Annotated in this window: 25 protein-coding genes and 1 other RNA gene; 4 read left to right on the top strand and 22 right to left on the bottom strand. The window is 65.9% G+C overall.

The window, feature by feature from the left end:
• Positions 1-1680 (bottom strand): choline dehydrogenase, encoded by a 1680-nt coding sequence (gene betA / locus J2X65_RS07400; protein ID WP_310199832.1) that lies wholly within the window; start codon positions 1678-1680, stop codon positions 1-3.
• A complete protein-coding gene (betB, locus tag J2X65_RS07405) occupies positions 1680-3749 on the bottom strand; it encodes a betaine-aldehyde dehydrogenase (protein WP_404977678.1) in 2070 nt (689 codons plus the stop codon). The genes betA and betB overlap by 1 nt, the downstream gene beginning before the upstream one ends.
• Positions 3750-4129: 380 nt before the next feature.
• Between betB and J2X65_RS07415 the strand changes: the two genes are divergently transcribed.
• The 3 genes from J2X65_RS07415 (at position 4130) to choV (ending at position 7278) form a co-directional block, all read left to right on the top strand.
• Positions 4130-5089 (top strand): choline ABC transporter substrate-binding protein, encoded by a 960-nt coding sequence (locus tag J2X65_RS07415; RefSeq protein WP_310199835.1) that lies wholly within the window; start codon positions 4130-4132, stop codon positions 5087-5089.
• Positions 5090-5210: 121 nt separating this feature from the next.
• Positions 5211-6074 carry a choline ABC transporter permease subunit gene (gene choW, locus J2X65_RS07420; RefSeq protein ID WP_310199837.1) on the top strand — a complete coding sequence of 288 codons (864 nt, stop codon included), beginning with the start codon at positions 5211-5213 and terminating at the stop codon, positions 6072-6074.
• Positions 6075-6084: 10 nt separating this feature from the next.
• The gene (choV, locus tag J2X65_RS07425) at positions 6085-7278 is read left to right on the top strand and encodes a choline ABC transporter ATP-binding protein (RefSeq protein WP_310199839.1); all 1194 of its coding nucleotides are present in this window, start codon (positions 6085-6087) and stop codon (positions 7276-7278) included.
• A gap of 24 nt (positions 7279-7302) precedes the next feature.
• Here choV and glmM read toward each other — a convergent pair whose 3' ends face one another.
• From glmM to J2X65_RS07505, 16 genes are all read right to left on the bottom strand, one after another.
• A complete protein-coding gene (gene glmM, locus J2X65_RS07430; RefSeq protein ID WP_310199841.1) occupies positions 7303-8643 on the bottom strand; it encodes a phosphoglucosamine mutase in 1341 nt (446 codons plus the stop codon).
• Between the two features lie 246 nt (positions 8644-8889).
• Complete coding sequence (ftsH, locus tag J2X65_RS07435; RefSeq protein WP_310200075.1) at positions 8890-10809, bottom strand: ATP-dependent zinc metalloprotease FtsH; 1920 nt, start codon at positions 10807-10809, stop codon at positions 8890-8892.
• A 79-nt stretch (positions 10810-10888) separates the two neighbouring features.
• Positions 10889-12067: a tRNA lysidine(34) synthetase TilS gene (tilS, locus tag J2X65_RS07440; protein WP_310200077.1), complete on the bottom strand. Its 1179-nt coding sequence runs from the start codon at positions 12065-12067 to the stop codon at positions 10889-10891.
• Positions 11985-12929: a tol-pal system protein YbgF gene (gene ybgF, locus J2X65_RS07445; RefSeq protein WP_310199843.1), complete on the bottom strand. Its 945-nt coding sequence runs from the start codon at positions 12927-12929 to the stop codon at positions 11985-11987. The genes tilS and ybgF overlap by 83 nt, the downstream gene beginning before the upstream one ends.
• 181 nt (positions 12930-13110) lie before the next feature.
• On the bottom strand, positions 13111-13614 hold the full coding sequence (pal, locus tag J2X65_RS07450; protein ID WP_310199845.1) for a peptidoglycan-associated lipoprotein Pal: 504 nt from the start codon (positions 13612-13614) through the stop codon (positions 13111-13113).
• A gap of 180 nt (positions 13615-13794) precedes the next feature.
• Positions 13795-15087: a Tol-Pal system beta propeller repeat protein TolB gene (gene tolB / locus J2X65_RS07455; RefSeq protein ID WP_310199846.1), complete on the bottom strand. Its 1293-nt coding sequence runs from the start codon at positions 15085-15087 to the stop codon at positions 13795-13797.
• Positions 15088-15179: 92 nt separating this feature from the next.
• Entirely contained in the window at positions 15180-16205 is a 1026-nt protein-coding gene (locus J2X65_RS07460; RefSeq protein ID WP_310199848.1) for a cell envelope biogenesis protein TolA, read from the bottom strand.
• A gap of 5 nt (positions 16206-16210) precedes the next feature.
• Positions 16211-16666, bottom strand: a complete 456-nt coding sequence (tolR, locus tag J2X65_RS07465) for a protein TolR (protein WP_310199850.1) — start codon at positions 16664-16666, stop codon at positions 16211-16213.
• Between the two features lie 5 nt (positions 16667-16671).
• A complete protein-coding gene (tolQ, locus tag J2X65_RS07470) occupies positions 16672-17385 on the bottom strand; it encodes a protein TolQ (protein WP_213362885.1) in 714 nt (237 codons plus the stop codon).
• A 256-nt stretch (positions 17386-17641) separates the two neighbouring features.
• On the bottom strand, positions 17642-18175 hold the full coding sequence (gene ybgC, locus J2X65_RS07475) for a tol-pal system-associated acyl-CoA thioesterase (protein ID WP_310199854.1): 534 nt from the start codon (positions 18173-18175) through the stop codon (positions 17642-17644).
• Positions 18176-18254: 79 nt separating this feature from the next.
• Positions 18255-18677 (bottom strand): DUF2852 domain-containing protein, encoded by a 423-nt coding sequence (locus J2X65_RS07480; RefSeq protein WP_310199856.1) that lies wholly within the window; start codon positions 18675-18677, stop codon positions 18255-18257.
• Positions 18678-18759: 82 nt separating this feature from the next.
• The gene (locus tag J2X65_RS07485) at positions 18760-19386 is read right to left on the bottom strand and encodes a TetR/AcrR family transcriptional regulator (RefSeq protein ID WP_310199858.1); all 627 of its coding nucleotides are present in this window, start codon (positions 19384-19386) and stop codon (positions 18760-18762) included.
• Between the two features lie 40 nt (positions 19387-19426).
• Positions 19427-20461, bottom strand: coding sequence for a Holliday junction branch migration DNA helicase RuvB (gene ruvB, locus J2X65_RS07490; protein ID WP_310199860.1), 1035 nt, complete (start codon positions 20459-20461; stop codon positions 19427-19429).
• Between the two features lie 88 nt (positions 20462-20549).
• Positions 20550-21167 carry a Holliday junction branch migration protein RuvA gene (ruvA, locus tag J2X65_RS07495; RefSeq protein WP_310199862.1) on the bottom strand — a complete coding sequence of 206 codons (618 nt, stop codon included), beginning with the start codon at positions 21165-21167 and terminating at the stop codon, positions 20550-20552.
• 10 nt (positions 21168-21177) lie between these two features.
• Complete coding sequence (gene ruvC, locus J2X65_RS07500; protein ID WP_310199864.1) at positions 21178-21705, bottom strand: crossover junction endodeoxyribonuclease RuvC; 528 nt, start codon at positions 21703-21705, stop codon at positions 21178-21180.
• Positions 21706-22003: 298 nt separating this feature from the next.
• A complete protein-coding gene (locus tag J2X65_RS07505) occupies positions 22004-22951 on the bottom strand; it encodes a DMT family transporter (protein ID WP_310199866.1) in 948 nt (315 codons plus the stop codon).
• 259 nt (positions 22952-23210) lie between these two features.
• Here J2X65_RS07505 and J2X65_RS07510 point away from each other — a divergent pair, with 259 nt between their 5' ends.
• On the top strand, positions 23211-23957 hold the full coding sequence (locus J2X65_RS07510; RefSeq protein WP_310199869.1) for a sulfite exporter TauE/SafE family protein: 747 nt from the start codon (positions 23211-23213) through the stop codon (positions 23955-23957).
• A 159-nt stretch (positions 23958-24116) separates the two neighbouring features.
• Here the strand turns inward: J2X65_RS07510 and J2X65_RS07515 are convergent, their stop codons facing one another.
• From J2X65_RS07515 to ssrS, 4 genes are all read right to left on the bottom strand, one after another.
• A complete protein-coding gene (locus J2X65_RS07515; RefSeq protein WP_310199871.1) occupies positions 24117-24863 on the bottom strand; it encodes a YebC/PmpR family DNA-binding transcriptional regulator in 747 nt (248 codons plus the stop codon).
• Positions 24864-24989: 126 nt separating this feature from the next.
• Positions 24990-25805, bottom strand: coding sequence for a TIGR00282 family metallophosphoesterase (locus tag J2X65_RS07520; RefSeq protein WP_310199873.1), 816 nt, complete (start codon positions 25803-25805; stop codon positions 24990-24992).
• A 3-nt stretch (positions 25806-25808) separates the two neighbouring features.
• Positions 25809-26414 (bottom strand): 5-formyltetrahydrofolate cyclo-ligase, encoded by a 606-nt coding sequence (locus J2X65_RS07525; RefSeq protein ID WP_310199875.1) that lies wholly within the window; start codon positions 26412-26414, stop codon positions 25809-25811.
• A 9-nt stretch (positions 26415-26423) separates the two neighbouring features.
• Positions 26424-26579: non-coding RNA, 6S RNA (gene ssrS / locus J2X65_RS07530), on the bottom strand.
• Positions 26580-26834 lie beyond the last annotated feature (255 nt).

The raw sequence follows: 26834 nt of genomic DNA on the forward strand, positions 1-26834 counted from the left end.
TCAGCGCTGGGCATGCTGCCAGTTGGCGGCACGGTAATAAGGCGCGTTGGATGGCGCCAGCGCCGGCCGGCCGAGAATATGGTCGGCCGCCTTCTCCGCCAGCATGATGGTGGGCGCGTTGAGGTTGCCGGTGGTTACCGAGGGCATGATGGAGGAATCCACCACCCTCAGTCCCTCTACACCGATCACCCGCGCCTGCGGATCGACCACCGCCATCGGATCCGACACCGCACCCATCCTGCAGGTGCAGGAAGGATGATAGGCGCTCTCCACCTTGTCGCGGATGAAGGCGTCGATGGCCTCATCGTCCACCACATCGGCCCCCGGCTGGATCTCGCGGCCGCGATAGGGATCGAACGCCTTCTGGGCAAAGATCTCGCGCGTGAGCCGCACGCAGGCGCGCATTTCCGTCCAGTCGTCGGGATGGCTCATATAGTTGAAGAAGAGCCTTGGCTTGTCAGCGGGATCGGCCGAGCGCAGCCGGACCCAGCCGCGGCTCTTTGAACGCATCGGCCCGACATGGGCCTGAAAGCCATGCTCGGAGGCGAGTCCTTGGCCGTCATAGGTCACCGCCAGCGGCAGGAAATGATACTGGATGTCGGGAGAGGCCACGCCCGGCCGGGAGCGGATGAAGCCACAGCTCTCGAAATGGTTGGTGGCGCCGAGCCCATCCTTCCGCAGCAGCCAACGCAGGCCTATGCCCGCGCGCGGCACCAGTCCCATGGAGGAATACAGGGTAACGGGCTGCTTGCAGGCGACCTGGAAATAGAATTCGAGATGGTCCTGCAGATTCTCGCCCACCCCCGGCCGGTCTGCGACCACCTCGATGCCGAAGCCGCGCAGTTCCGCCGCCGGCCCCAGGCCCGACAGCTTGAGCAGCTGCGGCGAATTGATCGGGCCGCCGGCGAGAATCACCTCGCGTGTCGCCCGCACCTGCCGGCGCACGCCGCCGCGCTCATAGGCGACGCCAATCGCCCGGCGTCCCTCGAACAGCACCCGTGTCACCCGCGCCCGGGTTTCGACCTTGAGATTGCCGCGCTTCATCGCCGGACGCAGATAGGCGTTGGCGGCAGACCAGCGCACGCCGTCCTTAACCGTCATGTCCATGCGCCCGAAGCCTTCCTGGGCGTAGCCGTTGATATCCTCGGTCGCGGGGTAGCCCGCCTGTCGGGCCGCGTCGAGAAAGGCATGATGCAGCGGATTGGCAAGCGAGCCATAGCGGGTAGCAAGCGGCCCGTCGCTGCCGCGATATGCGTCGCCGCCCTCCTGCCGGCTCTCGGCCCGCCGAAAATAAGGCAGCACGTCGGCATAGGACCACCCCTGCGCGCCCTGCTCCTGCCAGCCATCGAAATCGGCGGGGTTGCCGCGGACATAGACAAGACCATTGATGGAAGAGGAACCGCCGAGAACCTTGCCGCGCGGGCAGTGCATCCGCCGCCCGCCGAGGCCGGGCTCCGGGTCGCTCTCATACATCCAATTGTAACGCGCCATGTTCATCGGAATGGACAGCGCGCTCGGCATCTGGATGAAGACCGAACGGTCCGAGCCGCCGAATTCGAGCACCAGCACCCGGCTCTCGCCGCCGGCGGTCAATCGCTCCGCCAGCACGCAGCCCGCCGAGCCGGCGCCGACAATGACGTAGTCGAACTCCTGATCGAACTTCGCGCCGGCGCCAGCCATCAGTAGGGCGCCTCGACCGAGCCGAGATTGACGTATACGCTTTTCAGCTGCGTGTAGTGCTCTATCGCCGCCTTGCCGTTCTCCCGCCCCAGCCCGGACTGCTTGACGCCGCCGAAGGGCAATTCGATGGGGGTGACGTTGTAATGGTTGATCCAACAGGTGCCGGCCTCGAGCCGCGCGATTACCCGATGGCCGCGGGCGAGATCGCGGGTGAACACCCCAGCGGCAAGGCCGAACCTGGTGTCGTTAGCGCGCGAGACCACTTCCGCCTCGTCCTCGAAAGAGAGCACCGCCATCACCGGGCCGAAGATCTCCTCGCGGACGATGGCCATGTCGTCGCGACAATCATCGAACACCGTCGGCGCGACGAAGCAGCCACGGGCGAGACCGCCCTCCGTCACTTGGTAGCCCCCCGTGAGCAGCTTCGCCCCGCCCGCACGACCCCGGGCGATATAGGACAGCACCTTCTCCATATGCGACGGCGAGATCAGCGCCCCGACCTGCGTCGCCGGGTCGAGCGGGTCGCCGATCACCATCTTCTCCACGCGGGCGACCAGCTTCTCAAGAAATGCCGGTCGCACGCTCTCATGCACAAAGACGCGGGTACCATTTGAGCAGACTTCGCCGGCGGAATAGAAATTGGCGAGCAGTGCGCCGGAGACCGCATCGTCGAGATCGGCGTCCTCGAACACGATCAGCGGCGACTTGCCGCCAAGTTCCAGCGTCACCTGCTTCAGCGTGGCGCTGGCATCCGCCATCACCTTCTTGCCGGTGCCGACCTCGCCGGTGAGCGACACCTTGGCGATGTCGGGATGACGCGTGAGCAGCCGCCCCGTCTCGGCGAAGCCCTGCACCACCTGGAACACGCCGTCCGGCACGCCGGCCTCGCGCATGATCTCGGCAAGCTTCACCGCTGTGAGCGGGGTCAGTTCCGCCGGCTTGAAGATCATCGCATTGCCGCAGGCGAGCGCCGGTGCGGATTTCCAGCAGGCGATCTGCAACGGGTAGTTCCAGGCGCCGATGCCGGCAACAACGCCCAGCGGCTCCCGGCGGGTGTAGCCGAAGGCGCCAGGGCCGAGATCGACATGCTCCCCGGACAGGGTGGCGGCAAGGCCAGCATAATAATCGATGCAGTCGGCGCCGGAGAGCACGTCGACAACGCTGGTCTCCTGGATCGGCTTGCCGGTATCCAGCGTCTCCAGCCGGGCGAGTTCGTCATTGCGGCTGCGCAGGATATCGGCGACCCGCTTGAGAACGCGCCCACGTTCCGCCCCCGTCATCGCCGACCAGGCCTTCTGGCCCTGCCGGGCGGCAGCGACGGCCGCCTCAATCTCCGCTTCGCCATCGATCGCGATTTCGGCCAGCATTTCGCCTGTCGCCGGATTGACGGTCTCGAAGTGGCTCGCACGCCGAACCACCGGCGCACCGATGACGGAGGTGCGCGGCGAGGCGGCGATCTGCGCATCGACGAAGGCCGTGGCGATGGCGCGCGCCGAGGTGGAATCCGTCTCGCCCGTGGCCGACAGCGTCGAACGCAGCCATAGGCCATCGATAATCGCCGCCACCGCGATGGCGGCGCGGTCGGCGTCCTCCTCGCGCACCAGCGGGCGCAGCGCGTGGCGCAAATTGGAGCGCATGCGCGACTGGTACACCTTCTGCACCCGCCGCAGACGTTCGGAATGCAGCGCCTGTCCCCAGAAGGCGAGCCAGACGCTGCTGCTCGGCTTGCCGAATTCCTCCGGCGCCAGATTGGCCTCGATCACAGCCTCGACCCGCTCGCGCGGTGAAGCCGCGGCGGCGAGGCGCAAGGCGGTTCCACGCGCCACCCGCGCGGCGAGAAAGCGCAGCGTCGCCTCCAGCAACCCATCCTTGTCGCCGAAATAATGCGCAACCAGCCCAGGGGAGACGCCGGCACGACCGGCGATCTGCGCCAGCGTCGACGCATTGAAGCCGATCTCGGCAAGCGAATCGATCGTCGCCTCGATAAGCTGCTGGCGGCGGACCTCTTCGCTTTCGCGCCGCCGTCCGCCGGTCGCGGCGACTTCATCCTGGCGGGCAGAAATGTCCATGGGGCAGCCTCCATCGGGCCTCGTATTGATCACCGATACAATAACCGAGGCGCCGGGCGATGTCGAACCCCTCGGACGGCGAGAAGGCGACCTCCCGGATCACAGGGGAAGTCTGGATTCCCCATTGCCGAAATAGCAATCATCGACTGGTTTTTAGCGTCGAAAAATTACGCATGACAAAAGCGAAAAATCGTTATTGAATTGTCATTCAAAAGAGCCGCAAGCGGCCGGGATGCATAGACCTCTCCTTCCGGCTAGACTGCCGGAAGCAAGACGCTGGACCGTCGAGCATGCCGCCTCCGCGCGCCGTCTTCCACGCGCGGATCCCGTTAAGCGGCGGGCTACCGGCCAGTTCCTTGACATAACGGGAACAGCGAACGATGCGCAGCCTCTCCACCATTGCCACCATGCTTCTCGGCCTGACCGTCCTTGCCACCCCCACCGCCTGGCAGGGCGCGCAGGCCGCCGAACCGGCCGCCTGCAAGACGGTCAAATTCGCCGATGTCGGCTGGACCGATATCACCGCGACCACCGCCATCACCTCGGAACTATTGGAAGCGCTCGGCTATACGCCGAAGACGCAGGTGCTGTCGGTGCCGGTCACCTATAAATCGATGCAGACCAAGGATATCGATGTCTTCCTCGGCAACTGGATGCCGACCATGGAAGCCGACCTCAAGCCCTACCGCGACGACAAGACGGTCGAGGTCATCGGCGTCAATCTCGAAGGCGCCAAGTACACCCTCGCCGTCCCGTCCTATCTCTATGACGCCGGCCTGAAATCCTTCGCCGATATCGCCAAGTTCAAGGACAAGCTCGGCGGCAAGATCTATGGCATCGAACCCGGCAATGACGGCAACCGGCTGATCCTCGACATGATCAAGGACGACAAGTTCGGGCTGAAGGGTTTCGATCTCGTCGAATCCAGCGAGCAGGGCATGCTGGCGCAGGTGGATCGCGCCACCAAGCGCAAGGAGGCTGTGGTCTTCCTCGGCTGGGAGCCGCACCCGATGAACTCGAAGTTCCCGCTGAAATATCTTGAAGGCGGCGACGAGGTGTTCGGTCCGAACTATGGCGGCGCCACCGTCTACACCAATACCCGCGCCGGCTATGCCACCGACTGCCCGAATGTCGGCACGCTGATCAAGAACCTGAAGTTCTCGCTCGGCGACGAAAATGTGGTGATGGGCTACATCCTGTTCGACACCATGGAACCCGGCGCTGCGGCCAAGAAGTGGCTGAAGGACAATCCCACCGTCTGGGAGCCGTGGCTTGCCGGCGTGACCACCATCGACGGCCAGCCGGCGGTGCCGGCGGTGAAGAAGAGCCTCGGCCTCTGAGATCGCCCGCCTCGGCACGACAGGCCTTCTCGGCATCGGCTGGAGAAGGCCTGTCGCGCGCGGACCAGCCACGGCGCTCAAGCGTCGGAGCACGTTTGAGCTGTGTCCATGGAGAACGTCCATGTTTGACTGGCCTATCTATGACTGGCTGACCGCGCACAAGATCCCGCTCGGCTTGTGGCTGAAGAACGCCGTGGACCTGCTCACCGAGCATGGACAGAGCGTGTTCGACTTCATCTCCCTGGTACTGGGAACTTTGATCGCCGCCCTCACCAGCGGATTGCTTTTCGTGCCGCCGCTATTGCTCATCGGCTTGTTCGCGCTGGCCGCCTGGCTGGTACACCGCTCGGTCGGGCTTGTGGTGTTCATCGTCGGCGCGCTGCTGCTTGTCGCCAATCTCGGCTATTGGCAGGCGACGATGGAAACGCTGTCATTGGTGCTGTGCGCCACGTTGGTCTGCGTGGTGGCGGGCGTGCCGATCGGCATCGCCGCCGCCCACCGCCCCTGGCTCTATGCGGCGCTCCATCCGGTGCTCGACCTGATGCAGACCATCCCCACCTTCGTCTATCTGATACCGACGCTGGTGCTGTTCGGCCTCGGCGTGGTGCCCGGCCTGATCTCGACGGTGATCTTCGCCATTCCCGCGCCGATCCGCCTCACTCATCTCGGCATCTCCTCGGTACCGGCCAATCTCACCGAAGCCGGCAAGGCGTTTGGCGCCACACGCATGCAGATGCTGTTCAAGATCGAGCTGCCCTATGCGCTGCCAACCATCATGGCCGGCATAACCCAATGCATCATGCTGAGCCTGTCCATGGTGGTGATCGCCGCCCTTGTCGGTGCCGACGGCCTCGGCAAGCCAGTGGTGCGGGCGTTGAACTCGGTCAACATCGCCATGGGCTTCGAGGCTGGACTTGCCATCGTCGTGCTCGCCATCGTGCTGGACCGCGTCTGCAAGCGGCCGGCACCCCGGAGCAAAGGCTAGGAGATCCGCCATGCCCGCCGTGGAATTCCGCCATGTCGACATCGTGTTCGGCGCCGACCAGAAGGGGGCGCTCAAGCTTATCGACGAAGGTCGAAATCGCGAGGAGATCCTTGGAAGGACCGGCGCCGTGCTCGGCGCTGCCGACGTCAATCTCGCCATCGAGCGCGGTGAGATCTGCGTGCTGATGGGCCTGTCCGGTTCCGGCAAGTCGACCATTCTGCGCGCCGTCAACCGGCTGAACGAGGTCGCCCGCGGCGAGGTGTTCGTCGAGCACCGCGGTCGGCCGGTGGATGTCGCCCGCTGCGACGAGACGACATTGCGCGATCTGCGTATGCACACCGTCTCCATGGTGTTCCAGCAGTTCGGCCTGCTGCCCTGGCGAACCGTGCGCGACAATGTCGGCTTCGGGCTGGAATTGCGGGGCATGGGCACTGCGGAGCGTGCGCGCATAGTCGACGAAAAACTCGCCATGGTCGGGCTGACAAACTGGGCCAGCAAATACACCCACGAACTCTCCGGTGGCATGCAGCAGCGTGTGGGCCTCGCCCGCGCCTTCGCCACCGATGCCGACATCCTGTTGATGGACGAGCCGTTCTCCGCGCTCGATCCGCTGATCCGCGACAAGTTGCAGGACGAACTGCTCGACCTGCAACGACGCATCCACAAGACCATCGTCTTCGTCAGCCACGATCTCGACGAGGCCCTGAAGCTCGGCAACAAGATCGCCATCATGGAAGGCGGTCGCATCGTGCAAGCCGGCACGGCGGAGGACATTCTGCTGCGCCCGGCCAATGCCTATGTCGCCGAATTCGTGAAGCACATGAACCCACTCAACGTGCTGCGCGGCACGGCGGTGATGCGCCCGGCGGCTTCCCTGCCGCGCGAGGGCGCGAACGTGATGCTGGACGGCGCCGGCCGCATCCGCCTGCGGGTGGACGAGGAGAACCGCCCTGTCGGCCTCGACCTCGATGGGCGCGAGGGACGGCTTGCCGTTGCCGATGGCGAGGCCGGTCGCATCGACGATGAAACGGCGCGACTGTGCGACGGCATCGTCGCCCCAGTCGATCTGAAGCTGAGAGCCGCCATCGAACTGAAGCAGCATACGACCTTGCCGATCCTGCTGGTCGACAATCTCGGGCGACTGGCCGGCCTGTGCGACGACGACGAAATTTATCGCGGGCTGCTGCACCGGACCAATAACTGAGGCCGAGCGCGGCGAAAGCAGAGTTCAGGCGGCCGCTGCGACCGCCTCGACGACATCGTTCACCACGGATTCGACGAGGTCGCGATCGTCGCCCTCGGCCATGACGCGGATGACCGGCTCCGTGCCCGACGGGCGAATCAACAGACGTCCATGGCTGTTGAGCTTGAGTTCAGCGGCGGCGATCGCCTTCTGCACGCTGTCGATCTCCAGCGGCCTGCCGGCCTTGTAGCGGACATTCTTGAGGATTTGCGGCAAGGGATCGAAGCGATGGCAGGCCTCGGACACCGGCCGGCCCAGACGCTGCACCACCGCCAGCACCTGCAGCGCCGCCACCAGGCCATCGCCGGTGGTGGAATAATCGGACAGGATGATGTGACCCGATTGTTCGCCGCCCACATTGAAGCCATGCGTGCGCATGTGCTCGAGGACATAGCGGTCACCGACCGCGGTGCGTTCCAGCGACAGGCCGAGCGAGTGGAAGTATCGCTCCAAGCCGAGATTGGACATCACCGTGGCAACGACACCGTCGCGTGAAAGACGGCCATCTTCCTTGAAACTCGCCGCGACCACCGCCATCAACTGGTCGCCATCGACCAGATGGCCCTTCTCGTCGACGATCAGCACCCGGTCGGCATCGCCATCGAGCGCAATGCCGATATCGGCGCGCACTTCGCGCACCTTGGCCATCAGTGCTTCAGGCGAGGTGGAACCGACCTCGCGATTGATGTTGAAGCCGTCCGGCTTGTCGCCGATGGTCACCACATCGCAGCCGAGTTCCCACAGCGCCTCCGGCGCCACGCGATAGGCAGCGCCGTTGGCGCAGTCGACCACCACGCGGATGCCGTCGAAGGACTGGTTGCGCGGCAGCGTCCGCTTGGCGAACTCGATATAGCGGGCATGTACGCTCTCGACCCGCTTGGCGCGACCGATCTTGGTGGGCGCGGCAAGCTTGGCCGACATGTCGGCGCCCAGCAATTCCTCAATCTCCGCCTCGATGGCATCGGACAACTTGTAGCCGTCGGGGCCGAACAGCTTGATGCCATTGTCATCGAACGGATTATGCGAAGCGGAGATCATGACACCGAGATCGGCCCGCATGGAACGCGTGAGCATGGCGACGGCTGGCGTCGGCATCGGGCCGAGCAGAAGCACATCCATGCCGACCGAAGTGAAACCGGCCACCAGAGCGTTTTCGATCATATAGCCGGACAGGCGGGTATCCTTGCCGATGACGACACGGTGGCGGTGCTCGCCGCGCTGGAACACCAGTCCCGCCGCCATGCCCACATGCAGGGCAAGCTCCGGAGTAATGACGCCGTTCGCCCGGCCGCGAATGCCGTCCGTCCCGAAATATCTGCGCGTCATCGAAGGTCTCCGGCCTGTCGGGCTGCACGCTGGCCAGCGTGTATCCGTCAAATAACGTAGAAGGATTCGCGCACGCGCTTCCTCCATTATGCCCATGTAGCATTCAACATGACCGAAGAGGCTTCACAAAGTGTAAGCGTTTCTTTCGCTGGCGAATACCCGCAGTGCGGCGTCTTCAGCATGCCCCCGGAGCAAACAAAAACCCCGGCACGAGGCCGGGGTTTCGTGGAATGCAAATGAAGACCGTCACGCCTGCGGCTGCGGCTCCATGCCGGCATCGGGACGAGGCGGCCGGTTCTTCCCGGCACTCGGCACCACCGACCCACGCACATTGGCCGGCTCGACGGTGGTGTCGCGCACCGGCGGATGGCCATCGAGCAGGTTGACGATCTCGTCGCCCGACAACGTCTCATACTCGAGAAGCCCACGCGCCAGAGCCTCGAGTTGGTCCTTGTTCTCGGTCAGGATGCGCGTCGCCTCGACATAGCCTTCGTCGACCAGGCGCCGCACCTCGCTGTCGATGGTCTGCGCCGTGGCTTCGGAAACGTTCTGCTGGCGCTGCATCGACATGCCGAGAAACACCTCGTCATTGTTCTCGCCATAGGCGACTTGGCCAAGCTTGTCCGAGAACCCCCAGCGCGTAACCATCATGCGAGCAAGGCGGGTGGCCTGCTCGATGTCGGAAGCGGCGCCGGAGGTGACTTTGTCATGGCCGAAGATCAGCTCCTCCGCCACGCGCCCACCCATCATGATGGCGAGGCGCGAGGTCATCTGCTCATAGGACATGCTGAGCTTGTCCCGCTCGGGGAGTTGCATGACCATGCCAAGCGCGCGGCCGCGCGGAATGATGGTCGCCTTGTGCACGGGATCGGTCGCCGGAACCTTCAGCGCGACAATGGCATGGCCACCCTCGTGATAGGCGGTCAGCATCTTCTCGTCCTCGGTCATGACCAGCGAGCGGCGCTCCGCCCCCATCATCACCTTGTCCTTGGCGTCTTCAAAGTCGCTCATGGTGACCATGCGCTTGTTGCGCCGTGCGGCCATGAGCGCGGCCTCGTTGCACAGGTTCGCGAGGTCGGCGCCGGAGAAACCGGGCGTGCCGCGGGCAATCACTTTGAGGTTCACGTCGGGCGCCACCGGCACCTTGCGGGCATGTACCTTCAGGATCTGCTCGCGGCCGACAACATCCGGGTTCGGCACGATGACCTGGCGGTCGAAACGGCCGGGACGCAGCAGCGCCGGGTCGAGCACGTCCGGACGGTTGGTCGCGGCGATGAGGATGATGCCCTCATTGGCTTCGAAGCCGTCCATCTCGACGAGCAACTGGTTCAGCGTCTGCTCGCGCTCGTCATTGCCACCGCCGAGACCAGCACCACGATGACGGCCGACCGCGTCGATCTCGTCGATGAAGATGATGCACGGGGCATTCTTCTTCGCCTGCTCGAACATGTCGCGCACGCGGCTGGCGCCCACGCCGACGAACATCTCGACGAAGTCCGAACCGGAGATGGTGAAGAACGGCACGTTCGCCTCGCCGGCGATCGCGCGGGCGAGCAGCGTCTTGCCGGTGCCGGGAGGGCCGACCAGCAGCACGCCACGCGGGATGCGCCCGCCGAGCCGCTGGAACTTCTGCGGGTCGCGCAAGAACTCGACGATCTCGGTGAGGTCGCTCTTAGCCTCATCGATGCCGGCGACGTCCTCGAAAGTGACGCGCCCATGCGCCTCGGTGAGCAGCTTGGCGCGGCTCTTGCCGAAACCCATCGCCTTGCCGCCAGCGCCCTGCATCTGGCGCGACAGGAAGATCCACACGCCGATGAGTGCAATGAAAGGCAACCAGGAAATCAGCAGGCTGACGAACCAAGGCACATTATCGGTCAACGGCTTGGCGGTGATCGATACGCCCTTGCCGTAGAGACGCTGCACCAGCGACGGATCGTTGGGCGAATAGGTCTGGAAGGTGCGTCCGTCGGTGAAGGCACCGGTAATCTCCGGTCCCTGGATGACGACGTCGCGGACGCGGCCCTGATCCACCTCGTTGAGGAGCTGGGAGAAGCTGATGTCGTTCGCGGCCTGACGCTGCGCCGGATTCTGGAACAGCGAGAAGAGCGCCAACAGCAGGAGAACGATGATCACCCAGAGGGCGAAATTCCGAATATTGGCGTTCATCATGGTCCTTTCGGCGCCGGATTACACCCGGCGCTGGGTGCCGCCGGCGCTGGCGGCCCTCCCTTTATCATATCGTAATTTAGGTCCGGCCTCGATCCTTGCCAAGATGCACCACCGAAACCATCTTGGCCCCTCCATGCAAATTAACGTCAGAACCCGCGTTGGCCCGCCGTCGGGCCGGCGCCGGGGTAACGATGATCGCCTTGGAGGTGACGCGCAGAAGCGCGCCGGCAAGCGTACGCGCTCCCTCGCCACCGGAGCGAATCCATCCGTTCAATGCTTCGAGCTTGCCGAGTTCCGGCAGCCCTTCGGTGCCGGAGGTGCGGACCATCCGCCCCAGCATGCGTAGGCCGATCTCATCGGGAAGATCGAGAAAGGCGGGGCGCGACAGGCGCAGCGCGGCGGTCGACATTGTTTCCAACAGCCGCCCCGCCGCCTCGTCCACTGCGGCCTCCAGCGCCGCATCGGCGCGAGCGATCCGGGTGGCAAAACGTACCAGCCTATCGGCGCCAAGTCCTTCCTTTTCCAACAACGGCAGCAGCAGCCGCAGCCGGGCGCGGGCGAAGCGCGGGTCTCGGTTGGAAGGGTCCTCGACAAAGTCGACCCCCGCACGACGGCAAGCGACGATCAGGTCGTCCTTGCGCAGGCTGAGCAGCGGACGCAGCAGGGCGACGCCATCCAGGAGACGCTGGGTCGGCATGCCGGCAAGTCCGGAAAAACCTGAACCGCGCATCAAACGAAACAGCACCGTCTCGGCCTGATCGTCGAGCGTGTGTGCGGCGGCGATTGCGGTCGCGCCGATGGCCCGCGCATGAGCGGCCAGCGCCGTATAGCGGCCCGCGCGCGCCGCCTCCTGCAATCCGCCGCCGGCGAGCGGCGTATCGAGGCGCAGAGTGGCATGCGGCAGTCCGACGCAGGCCGCCAGGCGCCCCACAGCCGCCGCTTCGGCCGCGGCCTCAGGGCGTAAGCCATGATCCACGCTGGCCACGTGCAAGGCTGGACCACCAGCGACCGAGTTGAGCCATTGCCGCGCCAGCAGCATCAGCGCGGTGGAATCCGGGCCGCCGGAAACGGCGAGCAGCACCGCACGATGCGGGAGAAAGCAGGCGAATAGAGACGCCAACCGTTCGGCGCCCCACTCTGGGCCGGGAGAAAAATCGCCGGTCGATCTCTTATCAGCAGCCGGCACGCTTCTGCTCCCGCTCCACGCCCTGCTTGATGGAGGCAGAGGCGCGCGGGTACTTGTTGTTGACGGCATTGAGCGTCGCGCAGGCGGCATCCTTCTCGCCGATCGCCGCCAGCGACTGGCCGAGACGCAGAAGCGCGTCGGGCGCCTTCACCGCGTTGGGATAGTCGGCGGAAACCTTGAGGAAGCTCTGCGCCGCCTCCTTGTAGGACTGTCGCGAATAATCCGCCTCGCCGAGGCCATAATACACATCCGGCAGCAACCGGTCGTTTGGATATTGCTGCACGAAACCCTTGAAGGTCTGCGACGCCAGTGCGTAGTCCTGCCGCTGCAGATAGCCGACACCGAGATCGTATAGATCCTTGGGGCTGCTCGACGGCGGCAGGGTCGCCACTTGGCCGCCTGCCACCGCACCCGACAGGCTCCCGAGATCCGTCGGCGCGTTGCCACCGCCCGGCGCCGACGAGGGCGTCGTGCCCAGCGGACGCGGCGCACCCGGGGCCGCCGGCTGCTGCGAGGGATCGAAGGCATCGGAGCGGCGGCCGGACTGGGCTGGCACGATGGGCGAACCGGCCGCAGGCTCGGACAAGGGTGCCCTTGGAGCGGCACCGCCGCCCATGCGCATGTCGAGCTGCTCTTGCAGACGCTTGACCTGTGTATCGAGCTGCTGGTTGCGATACTGCAACTGCTCGATCATGCCGGTCATCTGCCGCAGCTGGTTTTCGATGCGGTCAATGCGCACCGAGGTACCCTCGTCAGGCGTCTCCGCCGGCGGGGCCGGCTGGTTGTTGGAACGCACCTGACCCGGCGGCCGGAAGATATTACCGAAGAAATTATTATCCGCCTGGGCAAAGGCGGACTCGGCGACCGGCGCCGCCATGATCAGGACGACACAGGCGAAAATGGCGGGCAGACGCGCGGTGAACGGAATCATGGCGAAGGGTACAGGCCTCGATAACAAGCGGCGCCGGCCGGAAGCACTGCGCCGAACCATTTGAACATACCGGCTCGATCGCGTCTAAAATTTGACCTGCCGTCAGCCCGGCACACAAAAGAAAAACCCGGCCGGAGCAGCGCGCCGGCCGGGGCTTGGGAATGACAGCGAGCCGGCCGGATCAGGAACCCGGCGCGTTCAGCACCGTGACCGCGCGGCGGTTCTGCGACCAGCAGGAAATGTCGTTACACACCGCCACCGGGCGCTCCTTGCCGTAAGAGATGGTGCGCATACGGTTGGGGTCGATGCCGCGACTGGCGAGGTAATCGCGCACGCTCTGGGCGCGGCGGGCGCCAAGCGCGATGTTGTATTCGCGCGTGCCGCGCTCATCGGCATGACCTTCGATGGTGAAGGTATAGCGATTGTACTGAGCGAGCCACTGAGCCTGCTTGTCCAGCGTCGCACGTCCCTGCGGCGACACATCGGATTGGTCGCTCTCGAAGAACACGCGGTCGCCGACCGATACGATGAACTCCTGCGGGCTGCCCGCAGGCGCGGAGCCAAGCTGGCCCATGCCGGCCCCCTGCCCGTCCATCGGATTCTTGGCGCAGGCGGCCGCAAGCATAGCAAGACCGACAACAAGGGCGACACGTGCCCCGCCGATATGGCGCAACATACGGATCATTCCGCTCAACTCCTCAATCCCCACGACCGGGGCGAACCCGATCTAGCACTCATCTGGTTAATCGAAGGTTCCGTCAACCTTTACGAAACCTTGCTGGAAACGCCAAAATCGGGCGGATCGCCGAAACCGCCCATTATGGTTAATCAAGCCCTAGCGCCACGGCCAACCGCGGCGCACCGATCACGAGCGCAGCGGCGACCACGCCGGATCGGACGCATAGCTCGGCGTCGGGATACGCTGCTCGTTATAGCCGGTGATGTCGACCGAATAGAGCTGCGGCCCCGCCGCCCCGGAGGGATCTCGGAAGAACATGATCACCCGGCCATTGGGCGCGAAGGTGGGGCCCTCGTTGTGGTAGCCCTCGGTCAGGATGCGCTCGCCCGATCCATCGGGGCGCATGACGCCGATGGCGAAATGACCGCCCCCCTGCTTGGTGAAGGCAATCACGTCGCCACGCGGCGACCACACCGGCGTCGAGTAGCGTCCCTCCCCGAAGGAAATGCGATGCTGGTTCGAACCGTCCGGGTTCATGATGTAGATCTGCGACGTGCCACCGCGATCGCTCTCGAAGCAGATCTGCGACCCGTCCGGCGAATAGCAGGGCGCGGTGTCGATCGCCGACGTGTCGGTGAGCCGCGTCGTCGCCTTGGACCGCAAGTCCATTACGAAGATGTTGGAGTTGCCGCCCTGCTGCAACGACAGGATCACCCGCTGCCCATCCGGCGCGAAACGCGGCGAGAAGCTCATATTCGGGAAGTTGCCGACCACCTCGCGCTGGCCGTTCTCGATGTTGAGCAGGTAGACGCGCGGCTCGGCGCGGCCATAGCTCATATAGGTGATTTCCTGGCTGGTCGGCGAGAAGCGCGGCGTCAGCACGAGGTCGTCGCCGCGGGTCAGATAGGTCACATTGGCGCCATCCTGATCCATGATGGCGAGCCGCTTGATCCGCTTTTCCTTCGCACCGCTCTCGTCGACGAAGACGATACGGGTGTCGAAATAGCCCTTCTCGCCGGTCAGGCGCTCATAGATCGCATCGGCGATGATGTGGGCGACGCGGCGCCAGTTCTCCGGCTGGGTAAAGTATTGCTGGCCGATCAGTTGCTGGCCGGCGAACACGTCCCACAGACGGAACTCCGCCTTCACCCGCCCATCGGGTTGACGGGTCATACGGCCGGTCACCAGCGCCTGCGAGTTGATCACCCGCCAATCCTGGAAGCGCGGCGAGGCGTCCGGATTTGTGATCTTCTCGACGAAGGCCGCAGGGTCGATCGGCGCGAACAGGCCGGAACGGCGCAGATCGGCGGTGATGATCTGGGTCACGCCCTTGCCAGCCTCGGCATCCTGCGCACTGCCACCGCCGACGAACTCGGTGATGGCAATGGGGAGCGGCTGCACCGAGCCGGAGGTGACGTCGAGACGCAAAGCCGCCTGGCTGCGACTGGGGATGAGCAGGCCCCCTCCGAGAGCGGCCATCCCGGCCACCACCGACCTCCGACCGATGAGGTCGCAACCTTCCGGATTCTTGTACGTCATCATTAGATCTCGACCTCGGACGAGCGGTCCTATCAGTAATTCAGCATGGAAGGATTGAAATCGACCGTCAGATCCCGCCAGGTTTCATATTTTTCCGGACGCAGCATCGGAAACGGATTGTCCTGATGGGCCGCCAGATTGACGGCGCGCATGGCCGTCTCCTGGACCACCTTGGCATAGGGATTCCCCGCGCCCTGGACCTCTACCAGTTGCGGGGCGCCCTGAAGTCGGCGGTCTGGCCCGAGAATGAAGCGGATCGACACCGTGATCCGCTCGACATCCACCCCGCCGGCCGGCAGCGACCAGAACTGGCGGATATAGGCACGCAACGCGTCGATCTCGGTCTGCGAGAGCGAGTTCGCATCGCCACGGGTCGCCCCCAGCGACGCCATCGAGTTCATCGTGTCGCCAAGCGCGGCTTGGCGCCGGGGGTCCTGCTTGTTCAGCAGTGCCGCGATCTGGTTGGGATTGAAGTCGCGCTGCTCCTTCGGCGGCGCCTGCACCACCTTGGGAGGAATATCTTTCGGCTTCTTCGGCGGAGCCGGCGGCGGCGGTGCAGCCTGGGCGGTCTGCGCCGGCTTCGGCTCGTCCTTCTTCGGCTCCGGCGGCTTGGCCGCCATCGATTCGGCATCCTTCGGCGGCGCCGGCTCAGGCTTGGCCTGCGGCTGCTGCGGCGCCGGCTTCGGCTCAGGCGGCTTCGCCTCGGCCTGCTGCTGCGGCGGAGTCGGCTCGGGCTTCGCCTGAGGCGGTGGGGGAGGAGGCGGAGGCGGCGTCGCGGCTTCCTTCGCCGCCTTGATCTCGGGCTTCTCCGAAACCTTGGCCTCGAGATTTTCCGCCTGCTTCGGGGCGTCGATTTTCTCGACCACCGGCTTGGGCGCCTCGACCTTCGGGGCGTCCTTCTTGCCGGCCATCATCTTCGACAACTCCGAATCGGAGACGATGTCGATCGGCATGGATTCCTGCACGGTCTCATAGGGACTGGGAGACGCAAAGGAGATGGCCATGAAGCCGATGATGCCGATGTGAAGGGCGGCCGAAGAGACGAGACCCGCGCGCATCTCGCTCAGCCCCCCTGCTCGACTTCGGAAACCAGCGCGACGCGCTTGAAGCCGGCACCCGACAAACGGCCCATGACCTTCATCACCGCGCCATAGTCGACCGTCTTGTCGCCGCGCACGAAGATGCGCTCGTCATAGCCGGCCTTGGCGATCGCCTGCAGCTTTGGCACGAGGTCCTCGACCGAGATCTGGCTGTCCTGCAAGAAGACCTTGCCCTGATTGTCGATGGAAACAACCAGCGGCTCGCGATCTTGAGACACGGCCTGCGCCTGCGTCTGCGGCAAATCCAGTGGCACGCCGACGGTGAGCATCGGCGCCGCCACCATGAAGATGATCAGCAGCACCAGCATCACGTCGACCATCGGCGTGACGTTGATTTCGGACATGACGGCACCACCGCCGCCGCGACGACGCGAACGTCGCGACTGCCAGCCCCCGCCTCCACCTCCCGACATACCCATGCGCGTCAGCCCCGCTCGTCGATCTGGCGCGACAGGATGGCGGAGAACTCATCAGCGAAGCCCTCCAGCCGCAGCGCCAGCCGGTTCACCTGTGACACGAACTTGTTGTAGAAAATCGTCGCCGGGATGGCGGCGATAAGGCCGATTGCCGTTGCGAAAAGGGCTTCGGCAATGCCGGGCGCCACCACGGCGAGGCTGGTGTTCTTCGAGGCGGCGATCGACTGGAAGGCGGTCATGATGCCCCAGACCGTGCCGAACAGGCCGATGAAGGGGCCGGCCGAACCGACGGTCGCCAGCACCAGAAGCCGCGCCTCCAGCCGCTCGACCTCGCGGGCGACGGTGACGTCCATCACCTTGTCGAGCCGCTGCGTCAGGCCGGCGAAGGAACGCGCTCCCCCTTCATAGGAGCGCTTCCACTCCCGCATCGCCGCCACGAAGATCGCTGCCATCGCGTGGTTCGGCCGCGAGGACAGCGAACGGTACAGCTCCTCAAGGCTCTGGCCTGACCAGAAAGTCTGCTCGAAACGGTCCATCTGCCGCTTCATGCGGGCGAACAGGATGGTCTTGTCGATGATGATCGCCCACACCCAGATCGAGGCGAGCACGAGGCCGGCCATCACCAGCTTGACGATAAAATGTGCCTGAAGGAACAGCCCGATCAGCGAAAGATCAGCGCTCGGGGCGGCCATGGCCGTTTGCGCCACATCGGCAGGGTTCATATGATCTCAACCTCAAGCACCAGAGCCCGCCCGCCCACTCGGACGGACGGCACGCATCACGCGCAGACGCCACGGCGGCTTATTCGACAAAAATGGACATGCCCCGACGGGAGCCGGGGATTTTCGCCCATTTGCCTTATCCCTGTTCGACGGTGAATCCGACGAAACTTGGGCGCCCAACGTCCCACGCCACGCTCATTAAGCACTTGCTAGGGTTAATACCGCGTTAGCGTTGCGGCACCGCAACACCGGCGGATCAGATCGACGGCGCCTCGCCTTGTGCCGCGCGCATGGCGGCACGCAAGGAATCCGGAATGCGCCGGGCACGCCCCTGCGAGACGAAGGCCACCTTCACCCGCCCCTCGATCAACAATTCACCGCGGCGCATCACTTTCTGCAGCAGAGTGATGGATGCACCGGCGACCTCGATGGGGCTGGTATGGATCTCCAGCACGTCGTCGATGCGGGCCGGACGCAGGAAATCGAGTTGCATCGCCCGCACCACGAAGGCGAAACCGGGCGCTTCCGCCAGCGCCTCACCGAAGAGATCGCCCTGCACCACGCCGATGAGACGCAGATGGTCAGAACGCGCCCGCTCCATGAACTTCAGGTAGTTGGCATGATAGACGATGCCGGAGAAGTCCGTGTCCTCATAATAGACGCGCACCGGCAGCACATGGCCACCAGGCACCAGACGCCCGGCAAGATGCAGAAACGGATCCGCCGCGAGATCGCGAGGATCCAGATTGGGGGCACGGGGATCTTGCCCGCGAGTTTCATGTCCACTCATGCCGCCCTCATAAACGAGACCGCGCCCCTTGTGAACAAAGGGCGCGGCCAGATTTTACGCAGACGTGAAGACGGCTGGATCAGTTCCCCGTCGCGCCGTCCACCGGCGGCTCGGGGTTCTGCGGGGCGGGGCGACGGCGGTCGGCCATGAACTGGTCGAACTCCGCCTTATCCTTGGCCTGGCGCAAACGATCAAGGAAGCCGCGAAAATCCTTCTGCTCCTCTTCCAGGCGTCGCAGCGTCTCTTCGCGATACTCGTCGAAGGCACGGTTGCCGCTCGACGGCATGCCGCGTCCCCACCGCCCGAAAGCATTGCGGAACGCCTCGCCGCCCTCTTCCTGCCAACGCGCGAACCCGCGCCGTCCACCACAACCCATACGTCCACTCCCGATGGTAAAGGCCAGGATCGCCAGACCGAGCGGCCACCAGGCCATAAAGCCCAGCACCGTCAGCGCGATCCAGGCCGGTTTGCCGTAACTGTCGAGCTTGTAAGCGAGCTCCATGGCTGCCGTCCCGGTTAATGTTAAATACATTTACATATATGGAGGCAGTCGTGGGGTTTGTCAATGCCGTAAGGTTGCGCGATCAGTCGGACGGGCCGCCCAGCCCTTTCAGATAGACGAGAAAGCCGGCCTCGAGCAGCTCGTCCGGCGTCATCGGCAGTTTGCGGCGGGCACCGTCGGCGCGGGCGAACAGAGAGGCGACACCGTGCGCCAGCGACCAGGTATGCAGCGCCACCATCAATCCCGGCGGCCGGCCCGGCATGTGAGAGACCAACACTTCGGCCGCCTCGCGCAGCACGGCAAAGGCACGGCCGCCGGCCTGCTGCAGGCCTTCATGCGCCTCCAGCGGCACGCCGGATTCGAACATGGCGATGTAATAGGATGGCTGCTGGCGCGCAAAATCGAGATAGGCCCGTCCCATGCGCTCATAGGCGACAGCCGGTGACGGCCGCCCTTCCTGCCACGCGGCCTTCAACGCTTCAGCGAAGCGGTCAAAGCCCGTGGTGGCGACGGCAGCGATCAATTCGTCGCGGTCGCGAAAATGCCGGTAGGGCGCGGCCGCACTCACCCCGGCCCGCCGCGCCGCCTCGGCGAAGGTGACGCCGGCGATGCCCTTCTCGGCGATCAGGTCGAGCGTCGCCTGCACCAGGGCTTCCCGCAGGTTGCCGTGGTGGTAAGAACGCGTTTCGCCGTTTCGGGTCCAGCTCATGTGAATGTGAAATACATTAGCACGATGACGTCGTCACGACCTATTCGCCCTCATCGAAGAGCGGCATCTGGTTGACCGTGGTCGGCACCGCAAGGCCCATATGCTTGAAGGCATGGGCGGTCAGCACCCGGCCGCGCGGGGTGCGCTGCACGAAACCCTGCTGCACCAGATAGGGCTCGATGATCTCCTCGATGGCATCGCGCGGCTCCGACAGCGCTGCGGCAATGGTCTCGACGCCGACCGGGCCGCCACCATAATTCAATGCGATTACAGTGAGATAACGCCGGTCCATCTGGTCGAGGCCAAGCGCGTCGACCTCCAGATGGCCGAGCGCGTGGTCGGCCGCCGCGCGGTCGATGATCTCCTTGCCGGCCACCAGCGCGAAGTCCCGCACCCGGCGCAGCAGCCGACCGGCGATGCGCGGCGTGCCGCGGGCGCGGCGGGCGATCTCGCGCGCGCCATCCTTGGAGATCGGAATGCCGAGCACGCGCGCGCCACGCGACACCACCAGTTCAAGCTCGTCTATGGTGTAAAAATTAAGACGAATCGGGATTCCGAAACGATCACGCAACGGCGTTGTAAGCAGACCGGAGCGGGTGGTGGCGCCGACCAGAGTAAACTTGGATAGCGATATCTTTACCGATCGCGCGGCAGGTCCTTCACCGATGATCAGATCGAGCTCGTAATCTTCCATCGCCGGGTAGAGGATTTCCTCCACCGCCGGATTAAGGCGATGAATCTCGTCAATGAACAGGACATCCCGCTCCTCGAGATTGGTCAGCAGGGCGGCAAGATCGCCGGCTTTCGCGATCACCGGACCGGAGGTGGAGCGGAAGCCGACACCCAACTCGCGCGCAACTATTTGAGCGAGCGTGGTTTTTCCCAACCCAGGCGGTCCGACAAACAAGACGTGGTCGAGCGCCTCGCCCCGCGCCTTCGCCGCCTTGATGAAGATATCGAGATTGGCGCGGGCCTGCTCCTGACCGACGAACTCCGCCAGCATTTGCGGGCGCAGGGTGGCCTCCGCCAGGTCTTCCTCGCGCTTGTCGGGGGCGATCAGCCTCTTCGCGCTCATCGGCCGCCCCGCCCTGCCTCAGTGCAGTGAGATGTACGATGCGGCCGATCTGCCGTGCTGGACGCGCAGTGAGTGCAGAAATCCCGCCTCATCGGGCCAGTTCCTTCAATCCGAGCCGGATGAGCTTGGCGGTATCGGCTTCCTCTCCCGCCTCGCGGACCGCCGCCGCCACCGCGGCGCTGGCCTGGACCTGCGCATAGCCGAGATTGACCAGTGCCGAGACGGCGTCCGCCATCGGGGCGGGGGCGGAGCGGGCCTCGAGCTGGCCGGCAAGGCTGACGGCTGCCGGATCGACATCGGCGAACCCCGGCGCCTTGTCCTTCAGCTCGGCGACGATGCGGGCGGCGACCTTCGGGCCCACCCCGTTCGCCCGCGCCACCATCGCCTTGTCGCCGAGCGCCACCGCATTGGCGAGTTCGGAGGGCGACAGCACGGAGAGCACGTTGAGCGCCACCTTGGCGCCTACCCCTTGAACGTTCTGCAGCAGCAGGAACCATGCCTTCTCCGCCGGCGACGTGAAGCCGTAGAGCCGGATCATGTCCTCGCGCACGAAGGTTTCGATGAACAGCGTCGCCGCCTCGCCCGGCGAGGGCAACGCCTGCAGCGTGCGCCCGGAGCAATGGACGAGATAGCCGACGCCCTGCACGTCGAGGAGGACATGGTCCTCGCCGGTGCTGTCGACGAGACCTTTGAGCTTGCCGATCATGGCGTCCCCGTCATCGTGCCGCCACCTTGGCCTCGAACCGCGCGCGCAATGCCGCCGCGCCCCTATGCTGGGCATGGGTGACGGCGACCGCAAGCGCGTCCGCGGCGTCGTCGGTCTCGAAGTCCGCCTGCGGCAGCAGCACCTTCATCATCATGCGGATCTGCGCCTTCTCCGCCCGCCCGGCGCCGACCACCGTCTTCTTGACCAGCAGCGCCGCATATTCCGCCACCGGTACCCCGGCGAGGGCCGGCGTGAGCAGCACCACCCCGCGCGCCTGCCCAAGCTTCAGCGTCGAGGCCGGATTCACGTTCACGAAAGTCTCTTCCACCGCCGCCTCGTCGGGCGCGAAGGCGGCGATGATGCCGCAGAGCTCGCGATGCAGGACCGCGAGGCGCTCGGCCAGCGTGCCCTCCTCCGGCGGCAGCACCGTGCCGCAGGCGATGAAGGACAGCCGCGTGCCGGCAGCCTCGATCATCCCCCAGCCGGTGCGACGGAGGCCGGGATCGAGGCCGAGAATGCGAATCGGAGCGGAAGCCATGCCTTAGGGAGTAGCCGAACAAACGACGAACGGCCAGAGTCCGGGCTGCCGGAAAGCTCGTGATGTCGTCCCAGGCGAGGCGCATGGTTAACGCGGGATTAAGGGGCGGCACCAACCCCGACGCCCGAAGCCGCGACACGAACACCGCTTTCACCTGCCTTGGCGGCCTTGTCCTCAGTGCCGTCCTGCTGGCACGTGATCAGACAATAGCGGGCCGGACGATTCTCCGAAGCGGCCGCCCCTCTTGCAGCAAACAACGCCATGGCCGAAGCACGCCCGGCCATGGCGCGAAGGTATCTCAGCCGCGCCGCGCCGGCACCAATGCCCCGCTGGCCAGCACCACGCCGAGGCCGGTGGCGACAATGCCGATGATCGCCGCCATGTCCGGATGCTCGTCGAGCAGCGGCACGGCGAGCCCCGCCGCCAATGCCGGCACCAGACCGGTGAAGGCCGCCGCCCGCGAGGAGCCGAGCTTCTCGATCGCCATGCCGAAGGCGACCAGCGCCACCACACCGGAGCCGATACCCTGCACCAGCAGCAATTGCAGCACCTCGGCGCCATAGCCTTCGCGCAGCGCCGCGAACACGCCCGGCAGGCCGACCGGGGTGAGGATGATCGCCGACCACACGCCGATCAGCCCCACCAGTTCCTTGGCGTCCAAGCCGGTGCGGCGGAAGGCCAGGGTATAGCCGGCCCACAGGGCGGCGCCGGTGAGCAGCAGCAGATGGCCGCGCCAGGCGCCATCCGCCGAATTGAGCAGCCCGCGCCCGCCCAGCGTGACGACGCCGAGCGCGATGCAGACGAAGCCGGCGGCACGCACCCAGCCCAGCCGCTCCTTGAGCGCCAGCACCGAGATCACCGCCACGATCAGCGGCATGGTGCCGGGCAGCAGCGGCCCGACATCGGCGGCCGGCACGAAGCGCATCGCATTGGCGACCACCAGGAAGAAGATCGCGCCCGACCCCATGAAGCAGAACAGGAACGGCACCGCCCGGCCGCGCGGCCACAGGCCGATCTTCAGCCACCACGGCGCCAGCACCAGCGCCGGCACCACGAAACGCAGCCAGCCGACCGCCGAGGGCGTAAGATGGCCGACCACCGCATGACGGGTGGAGACGATCCAGCCGCCCCAGATGGCGACCGCGAACAAGGCGAGAGCAGCACCGACCAGCCGGTCGCTGCGCTCGGAAGCGGCGCGGGCGGCGGCAACGGCCTCCGCCGGGGCGCAGGGTGGGGAAACGCGCATGAGAAGTCCCGGTTAGGCGCGCGGCTCATCTCACCCGGCGCGCCATGTGTCGTTACCAATCTGGGGTGAGCAGGGCCGGCCGGCAAATGAGTTTTGCCGATATGCTCATTCATCAAAAGTGATGGAACGTGCGAACCCATAAAAAACAGCGATTGACCCACCCTCGCCCCGACGCTAGCAAACGCGGAGGGCGCCGTGGGCGCCGTTTCGCATGCGGCCGGCGGCGCCCGCCGCGCCGCCCTTCGGCGCAGGTGCGTTCATGTCCTTCGACGCGGCCCTCGTCTGGGCCATCGCCACCGCCCTCCTCGCCGGCGCCACACGCGGCTTTTCCGGCTTCGGCGGCGCGCTGATCTTCATGCCGCTGGTCGGCGCGGTGTTCGGGCCGAAGCTGGCGGCGCCTACCCTCCTGATCATCGATACCCTGCTGACGCTGCCGATGGTGCTGCGGGCGATGCGCGCCTGCATCTGGCGGCAGGTGGCGCCGCTCGCCGTCGGTGCGGTGCTCGCGGTGCCGTTGGGCGTGCTGGTGCTGGAACGGGTCGACCCGGTGGCGCTGCGCTGGGCGATCGCCGCGCTGGCAATGGCGCTGCTGATGCTGCTGATCCTGGGACAGGGGCTCAAGGCGCCGCGCTCGCTGGCGGCAAAGCTGGGCATCGGCGCCGTGGCCGGCCTGCTGGGCGGAGCCGCGCAGCTCTCCGGCCCGCCGGTGGTGGTCTACTGGCTCAGCACCGGCCAAAACGCCGCGACGGTGCGGGCGAACCTGTTCGCCTTTTTCGCGCTGGTGACGCTGGCCTCCGGCACCGCCTATCTCGGCCGCGGGCTGGTCGATGCCGAGGTGCTGAAACTGTCGCTGATACTCGGTCCGACCTATGCGCTGGGGCTGGTCGCCGGCGCCCGCGGCTTCAGACGGGCAAGCGACCGCCAGTTCCGGCTGATCGCCTATGCCATCATCACGCTGGCGGCGGTCGCCAGCGTGCCGCTGCTCGACCCGCTGCTGCGGCCATAGGGAGCGCGGCCAGCTCCCTCGCCCCGTCGGGGAGAGGGGGTGGGATAAGGGGTCTTCGACGCTTCCCAATCGCCAGAGCCCCTCACCTACCCGCTTCGCGGGCCACCTCTCCCCATTGTGGAGAGGGAAAGCTCACATGACCTTCATAAAGATCAGCGCTCAGGCGCTCATCTTGGCCATCATCGCCTCGGAGACCTCGAAATTGGCGTAGACGTTCTGCACGTCGTCATTATCGTTGAGGCTGTCGACGAGACGGATCAGCTTCTCCGCCACTTCATCGTCCACCGCCACCGTGTTCTGCGGGCGCCAGACCAGGCCGGACTTGCGGGGCTCGCCGAACTTGGCTTCCAGCGCCGCCGCCACCTCGTGCAGGTTCTCCATCGAGCACACCACCTCGTGGCCGTCCTCGGACGAGACGACGTCGTCGGCCCCCGCCTCGATGGCGGCTTCCATCATCGCGTCCTCGGAGGCCTTGGCGGCGTCGAACTCGACCACGCCGATGCGGTCGAACATGAAGGACACCGCGCCGGTCTCGGCCAGCGAGCCGCCCGACTTGGTGAAATAGGAGCGCACTTCCGAGGCGGTGCGGTTGCGATTGTCGGTCAGCGCCTCGACGATGACGGCGACGCCGCCGGGGCCGTAGCCCTCGTAGCGGATCTCGTCATAGTTCTCGGCGTCGCCGCCGGCCGCCTTCTTGATGGCGCGGTCGATATTGTCCTTGGGCATGTTCTCGGCGCGGGCCGCGAGGATGGCGGCGCGCAGGCGCGGGTTCATGGCAGGGTCCGGCAGGCCGAGCTTGGCGGAGACGGTGATTTCGCGCGCCAGCTTGGAGAACAGCTTGGAGCGCACCGCGTCCTGCTTGCCCTTGCGGTGCATGATGTTCTTGAACTGCGAATGCCCGGCCATGGCCGCCTCCACTTCGCGGGCCAGTTGGAGCGGCCCTGCGTCAGAAATTCCAGGAGAAATCGTGTGGCCGGCTTATAGGCGAGAGCATGGCCACCCGTAAAGCGGGTCCGCATCGTCCCGCCGGGGCTACCAGAAGGACGGTGCCACCGGCTCCAGCAGGCCACCGAGGCGCACCGGCGCCACCTTCAGCGCCCGCCCATTGGCATCGGTCTCCACCGCGAGGCCGGACAGCGTGCCCGGCCCGGTCGCCGGCTCGAAGCGCGAGGAGCCGATCTTGCGGGTGAAGCGGCGCAGCGGCTCCTCCTTGTCCATGCCGATCACCCCGTCATAGGCGCCGCACATGCCGACATCGGTCATATAGGCGGTGCCGCCGGGCAGGACGCGGTGATCGGCGGTCGGCACATGGGTATGGGTGCCGATGACCAGGCTGGCGCGGCCGTCGCACCAGTGGCCGAAGGCCTGCTTCTCGCTGGTGGTCTCGGCATGGAAATCGACGATCGCCGCGTCGCAGACCAGGCCGAGCGGCGCGGCGTCGAGCTCGCGGTCGATGGCGGCGAAGGGATCGTCCATCGGGTCCATGAAGGTGCGGCCCATGACATTGACCACCAGCACGCGCGCTCCCGACTGGGTCTCCACCAGCGCCGCGCCGCGCCCCGGCGTGCCGGCGGGATAATTGGTCGGCCGCACCAGACGCGGCGCGCGCTCGATGAACACCAGGGCCTCGCGCTGGTCGAAGGCGTGGTTGCCGAGGGTGACGGCATCCGCCCCGGCGGCGAGGAACTCCTCATAGATCGCCTCGGTGATGCCGAAGCCGCCGGCGGCGTTCTCGCCGTTCACCACCACGCAGTCGAGCGCCCATTGCGCGCGCAGGCCGGGCAGTTCGTCGAGCACGACCTGTCGCCCGACGCGGCCGACCACGTCGCCCAGAAAGAGAATGCGCAACCCTTAATCCTCCGCCGCCACCGTGATGATGCCGGCGTCGGTGACGACGGCGTCCAGGCGCTCATCATGCGGCTCGGCGGGAAGGCAGGGAAGCTCCTGCACGGCGAAGGCGTAGCCCAGCGCCTCGACCCGCTTCGCCCGCCGCAATGCCGCGAGCGTGCGGTCGTAATAGCCGCCGCCATAGCCGAGCCGATGGCCGCTTGGGTCGAAGGCGGCGAGCGGCACCACCAGCACGTCCGGCACCACCACCAGCGCCGTTTCCGGCGGCACCGGGATGACCAGCCGGCCGGGGCCGGGCACCTCGACGAGCGGCTCCTCGGCGCTCCACAGCCGGAACACCAGCGGCGCCTTCGGATCGACGACCACCGGCAGGGCCAGCCGCGCCCCGCCGGCGCGCAGGCCGGCCGCGAGCGGCGCGGTATCGATTTCGCTGCCGATGGACGCGAACAGCGCCACCACCTCGCCCTCGACCGGACCGAGCCAGCCGAGCGCATGCGCGGCGGCACGGGCCGACGCCGCGGCACGGCCGAGCGAATCCAGCCCCGCCCGGCGGGCAAGCGCCGCAGCACGCAGGGACGGCTTGTCGAGATGTGGCGAGGGTACGGTCATGATGATCAGCGCGGAGCCGCGATGGCCGTTGGAAATCGATCCCGGGAACCTACAGCGTAGGTGGGCGCCGTGTGTCCGGACCCAGGGGTCCGATCAGGGACAGCTCCCTTTGAGATCGATAAGGCCCCGGGGATAATGTTCTCCTGACGAACCTCGCAGCCCCGCATGACAAATCTAGGACGGCGAGAGCCGGATTTAAAGAGGGATGATGAGGTTATCCGGGGATGGGTGGGGGACAGGGGTGCGAGAGGCGGGGATTTTGCCGAAAAGTCCCTGGAGGGGCAGGATCGGCGCCCGGCTTCGCCTCCCCTGCTCCGGGAAACAGGGCTGAGAAAGCGGCAGGTGCGGCGGCGCGCTTTCTCTATCATGCCTCTCCCCGGTGGGGAGAGGTGGCCCGCGCAGCGGGTCGGTAAGGGATGA

This window comes from Ancylobacter sp. 3268, from assembly GCF_031456575.1.
GTDB lineage: Bacteria > Pseudomonadota > Alphaproteobacteria > Rhizobiales > Xanthobacteraceae > Ancylobacter.

Excerpts from the sequence above, each read along its gene's own strand:
- choV (WP_310199839.1), top strand. The coding sequence starts at position 6,085 with ATGCCCGCCGTGGAATTCCGCCATGTCGACATCGTGTTCGGCGCCGAC.
- J2X65_RS07510 (WP_310199869.1), top strand. The coding sequence starts at position 23,211 with ATGTCCTTCGACGCGGCCCTCGTCTGGGCCATCGCCACCGCCCTCCTC.
- glmM (WP_310199841.1), bottom strand. The coding sequence starts at position 8,643 with ATGACGCGCAGATATTTCGGGACGGACGGCATTCGCGGCCGGGCGAAC.
- ruvC (WP_310199864.1), bottom strand. The coding sequence starts at position 21,705 with ATGGCTTCCGCTCCGATTCGCATTCTCGGCCTCGATCCCGGCCTCCGT.
- tilS (WP_310200077.1), bottom strand. The coding sequence starts at position 12,067 with ATGCCGTCAACAACAAGTACCCGCGCGCCTCTGCCTCCATCAAGCAGG.
- ftsH (WP_310200075.1), bottom strand. The coding sequence starts at position 10,809 with ATGAACGCCAATATTCGGAATTTCGCCCTCTGGGTGATCATCGTTCTC.
- J2X65_RS07505 (WP_310199866.1), bottom strand. The coding sequence starts at position 22,951 with ATGCGCGTTTCCCCACCCTGCGCCCCGGCGGAGGCCGTTGCCGCCGCC.
- tolQ (WP_213362885.1), bottom strand. The coding sequence starts at position 17,385 with ATGAACCCTGCCGATGTGGCGCAAACGGCCATGGCCGCCCCGAGCGCT.
- J2X65_RS07525 (WP_310199875.1), bottom strand. The coding sequence starts at position 26,414 with ATGACCGTACCCTCGCCACATCTCGACAAGCCGTCCCTGCGTGCTGCG.
- tolR (WP_310199850.1), bottom strand. The coding sequence starts at position 16,666 with ATGGGTATGTCGGGAGGTGGAGGCGGGGGCTGGCAGTCGCGACGTTCG.
- choW (WP_310199837.1), top strand. The coding sequence starts at position 5,211 with ATGTTTGACTGGCCTATCTATGACTGGCTGACCGCGCACAAGATCCCG.
- tolB (WP_310199846.1), bottom strand. The coding sequence starts at position 15,087 with ATGGCCGCTCTCGGAGGGGGCCTGCTCATCCCCAGTCGCAGCCAGGCG.
- J2X65_RS07485 (WP_310199858.1), bottom strand. The coding sequence starts at position 19,386 with ATGAGCTGGACCCGAAACGGCGAAACGCGTTCTTACCACCACGGCAAC.
- J2X65_RS07415 (WP_310199835.1), top strand. The coding sequence starts at position 4,130 with ATGCGCAGCCTCTCCACCATTGCCACCATGCTTCTCGGCCTGACCGTC.
- pal (WP_310199845.1), bottom strand. The coding sequence starts at position 13,614 with ATGATCCGTATGTTGCGCCATATCGGCGGGGCACGTGTCGCCCTTGTT.
- J2X65_RS07480 (WP_310199856.1), bottom strand. The coding sequence starts at position 18,677 with ATGGAGCTCGCTTACAAGCTCGACAGTTACGGCAAACCGGCCTGGATC.
- ruvB (WP_310199860.1), bottom strand. The coding sequence starts at position 20,461 with ATGAGCGCGAAGAGGCTGATCGCCCCCGACAAGCGCGAGGAAGACCTG.
- betA (WP_310199832.1), bottom strand. The coding sequence starts at position 1,680 with ATGGCTGGCGCCGGCGCGAAGTTCGATCAGGAGTTCGACTACGTCATT.
- ruvA (WP_310199862.1), bottom strand. The coding sequence starts at position 21,167 with ATGATCGGCAAGCTCAAAGGTCTCGTCGACAGCACCGGCGAGGACCAT.
- ybgC (WP_310199854.1), bottom strand. The coding sequence starts at position 18,175 with ATGAGTGGACATGAAACTCGCGGGCAAGATCCCCGTGCCCCCAATCTG.
- betB (WP_404977678.1), bottom strand. The coding sequence starts at position 3,749 with ATGGACATTTCTGCCCGCCAGGATGAAGTCGCCGCGACCGGCGGACGG.
- ybgF (WP_310199843.1), bottom strand. The coding sequence starts at position 12,929 with ATGATTCCGTTCACCGCGCGTCTGCCCGCCATTTTCGCCTGTGTCGTC.
- J2X65_RS07515 (WP_310199871.1), bottom strand. The coding sequence starts at position 24,863 with ATGGCCGGGCATTCGCAGTTCAAGAACATCATGCACCGCAAGGGCAAG.
- J2X65_RS07460 (WP_310199848.1), bottom strand. The coding sequence starts at position 16,205 with ATGCGCGCGGGTCTCGTCTCTTCGGCCGCCCTTCACATCGGCATCATC.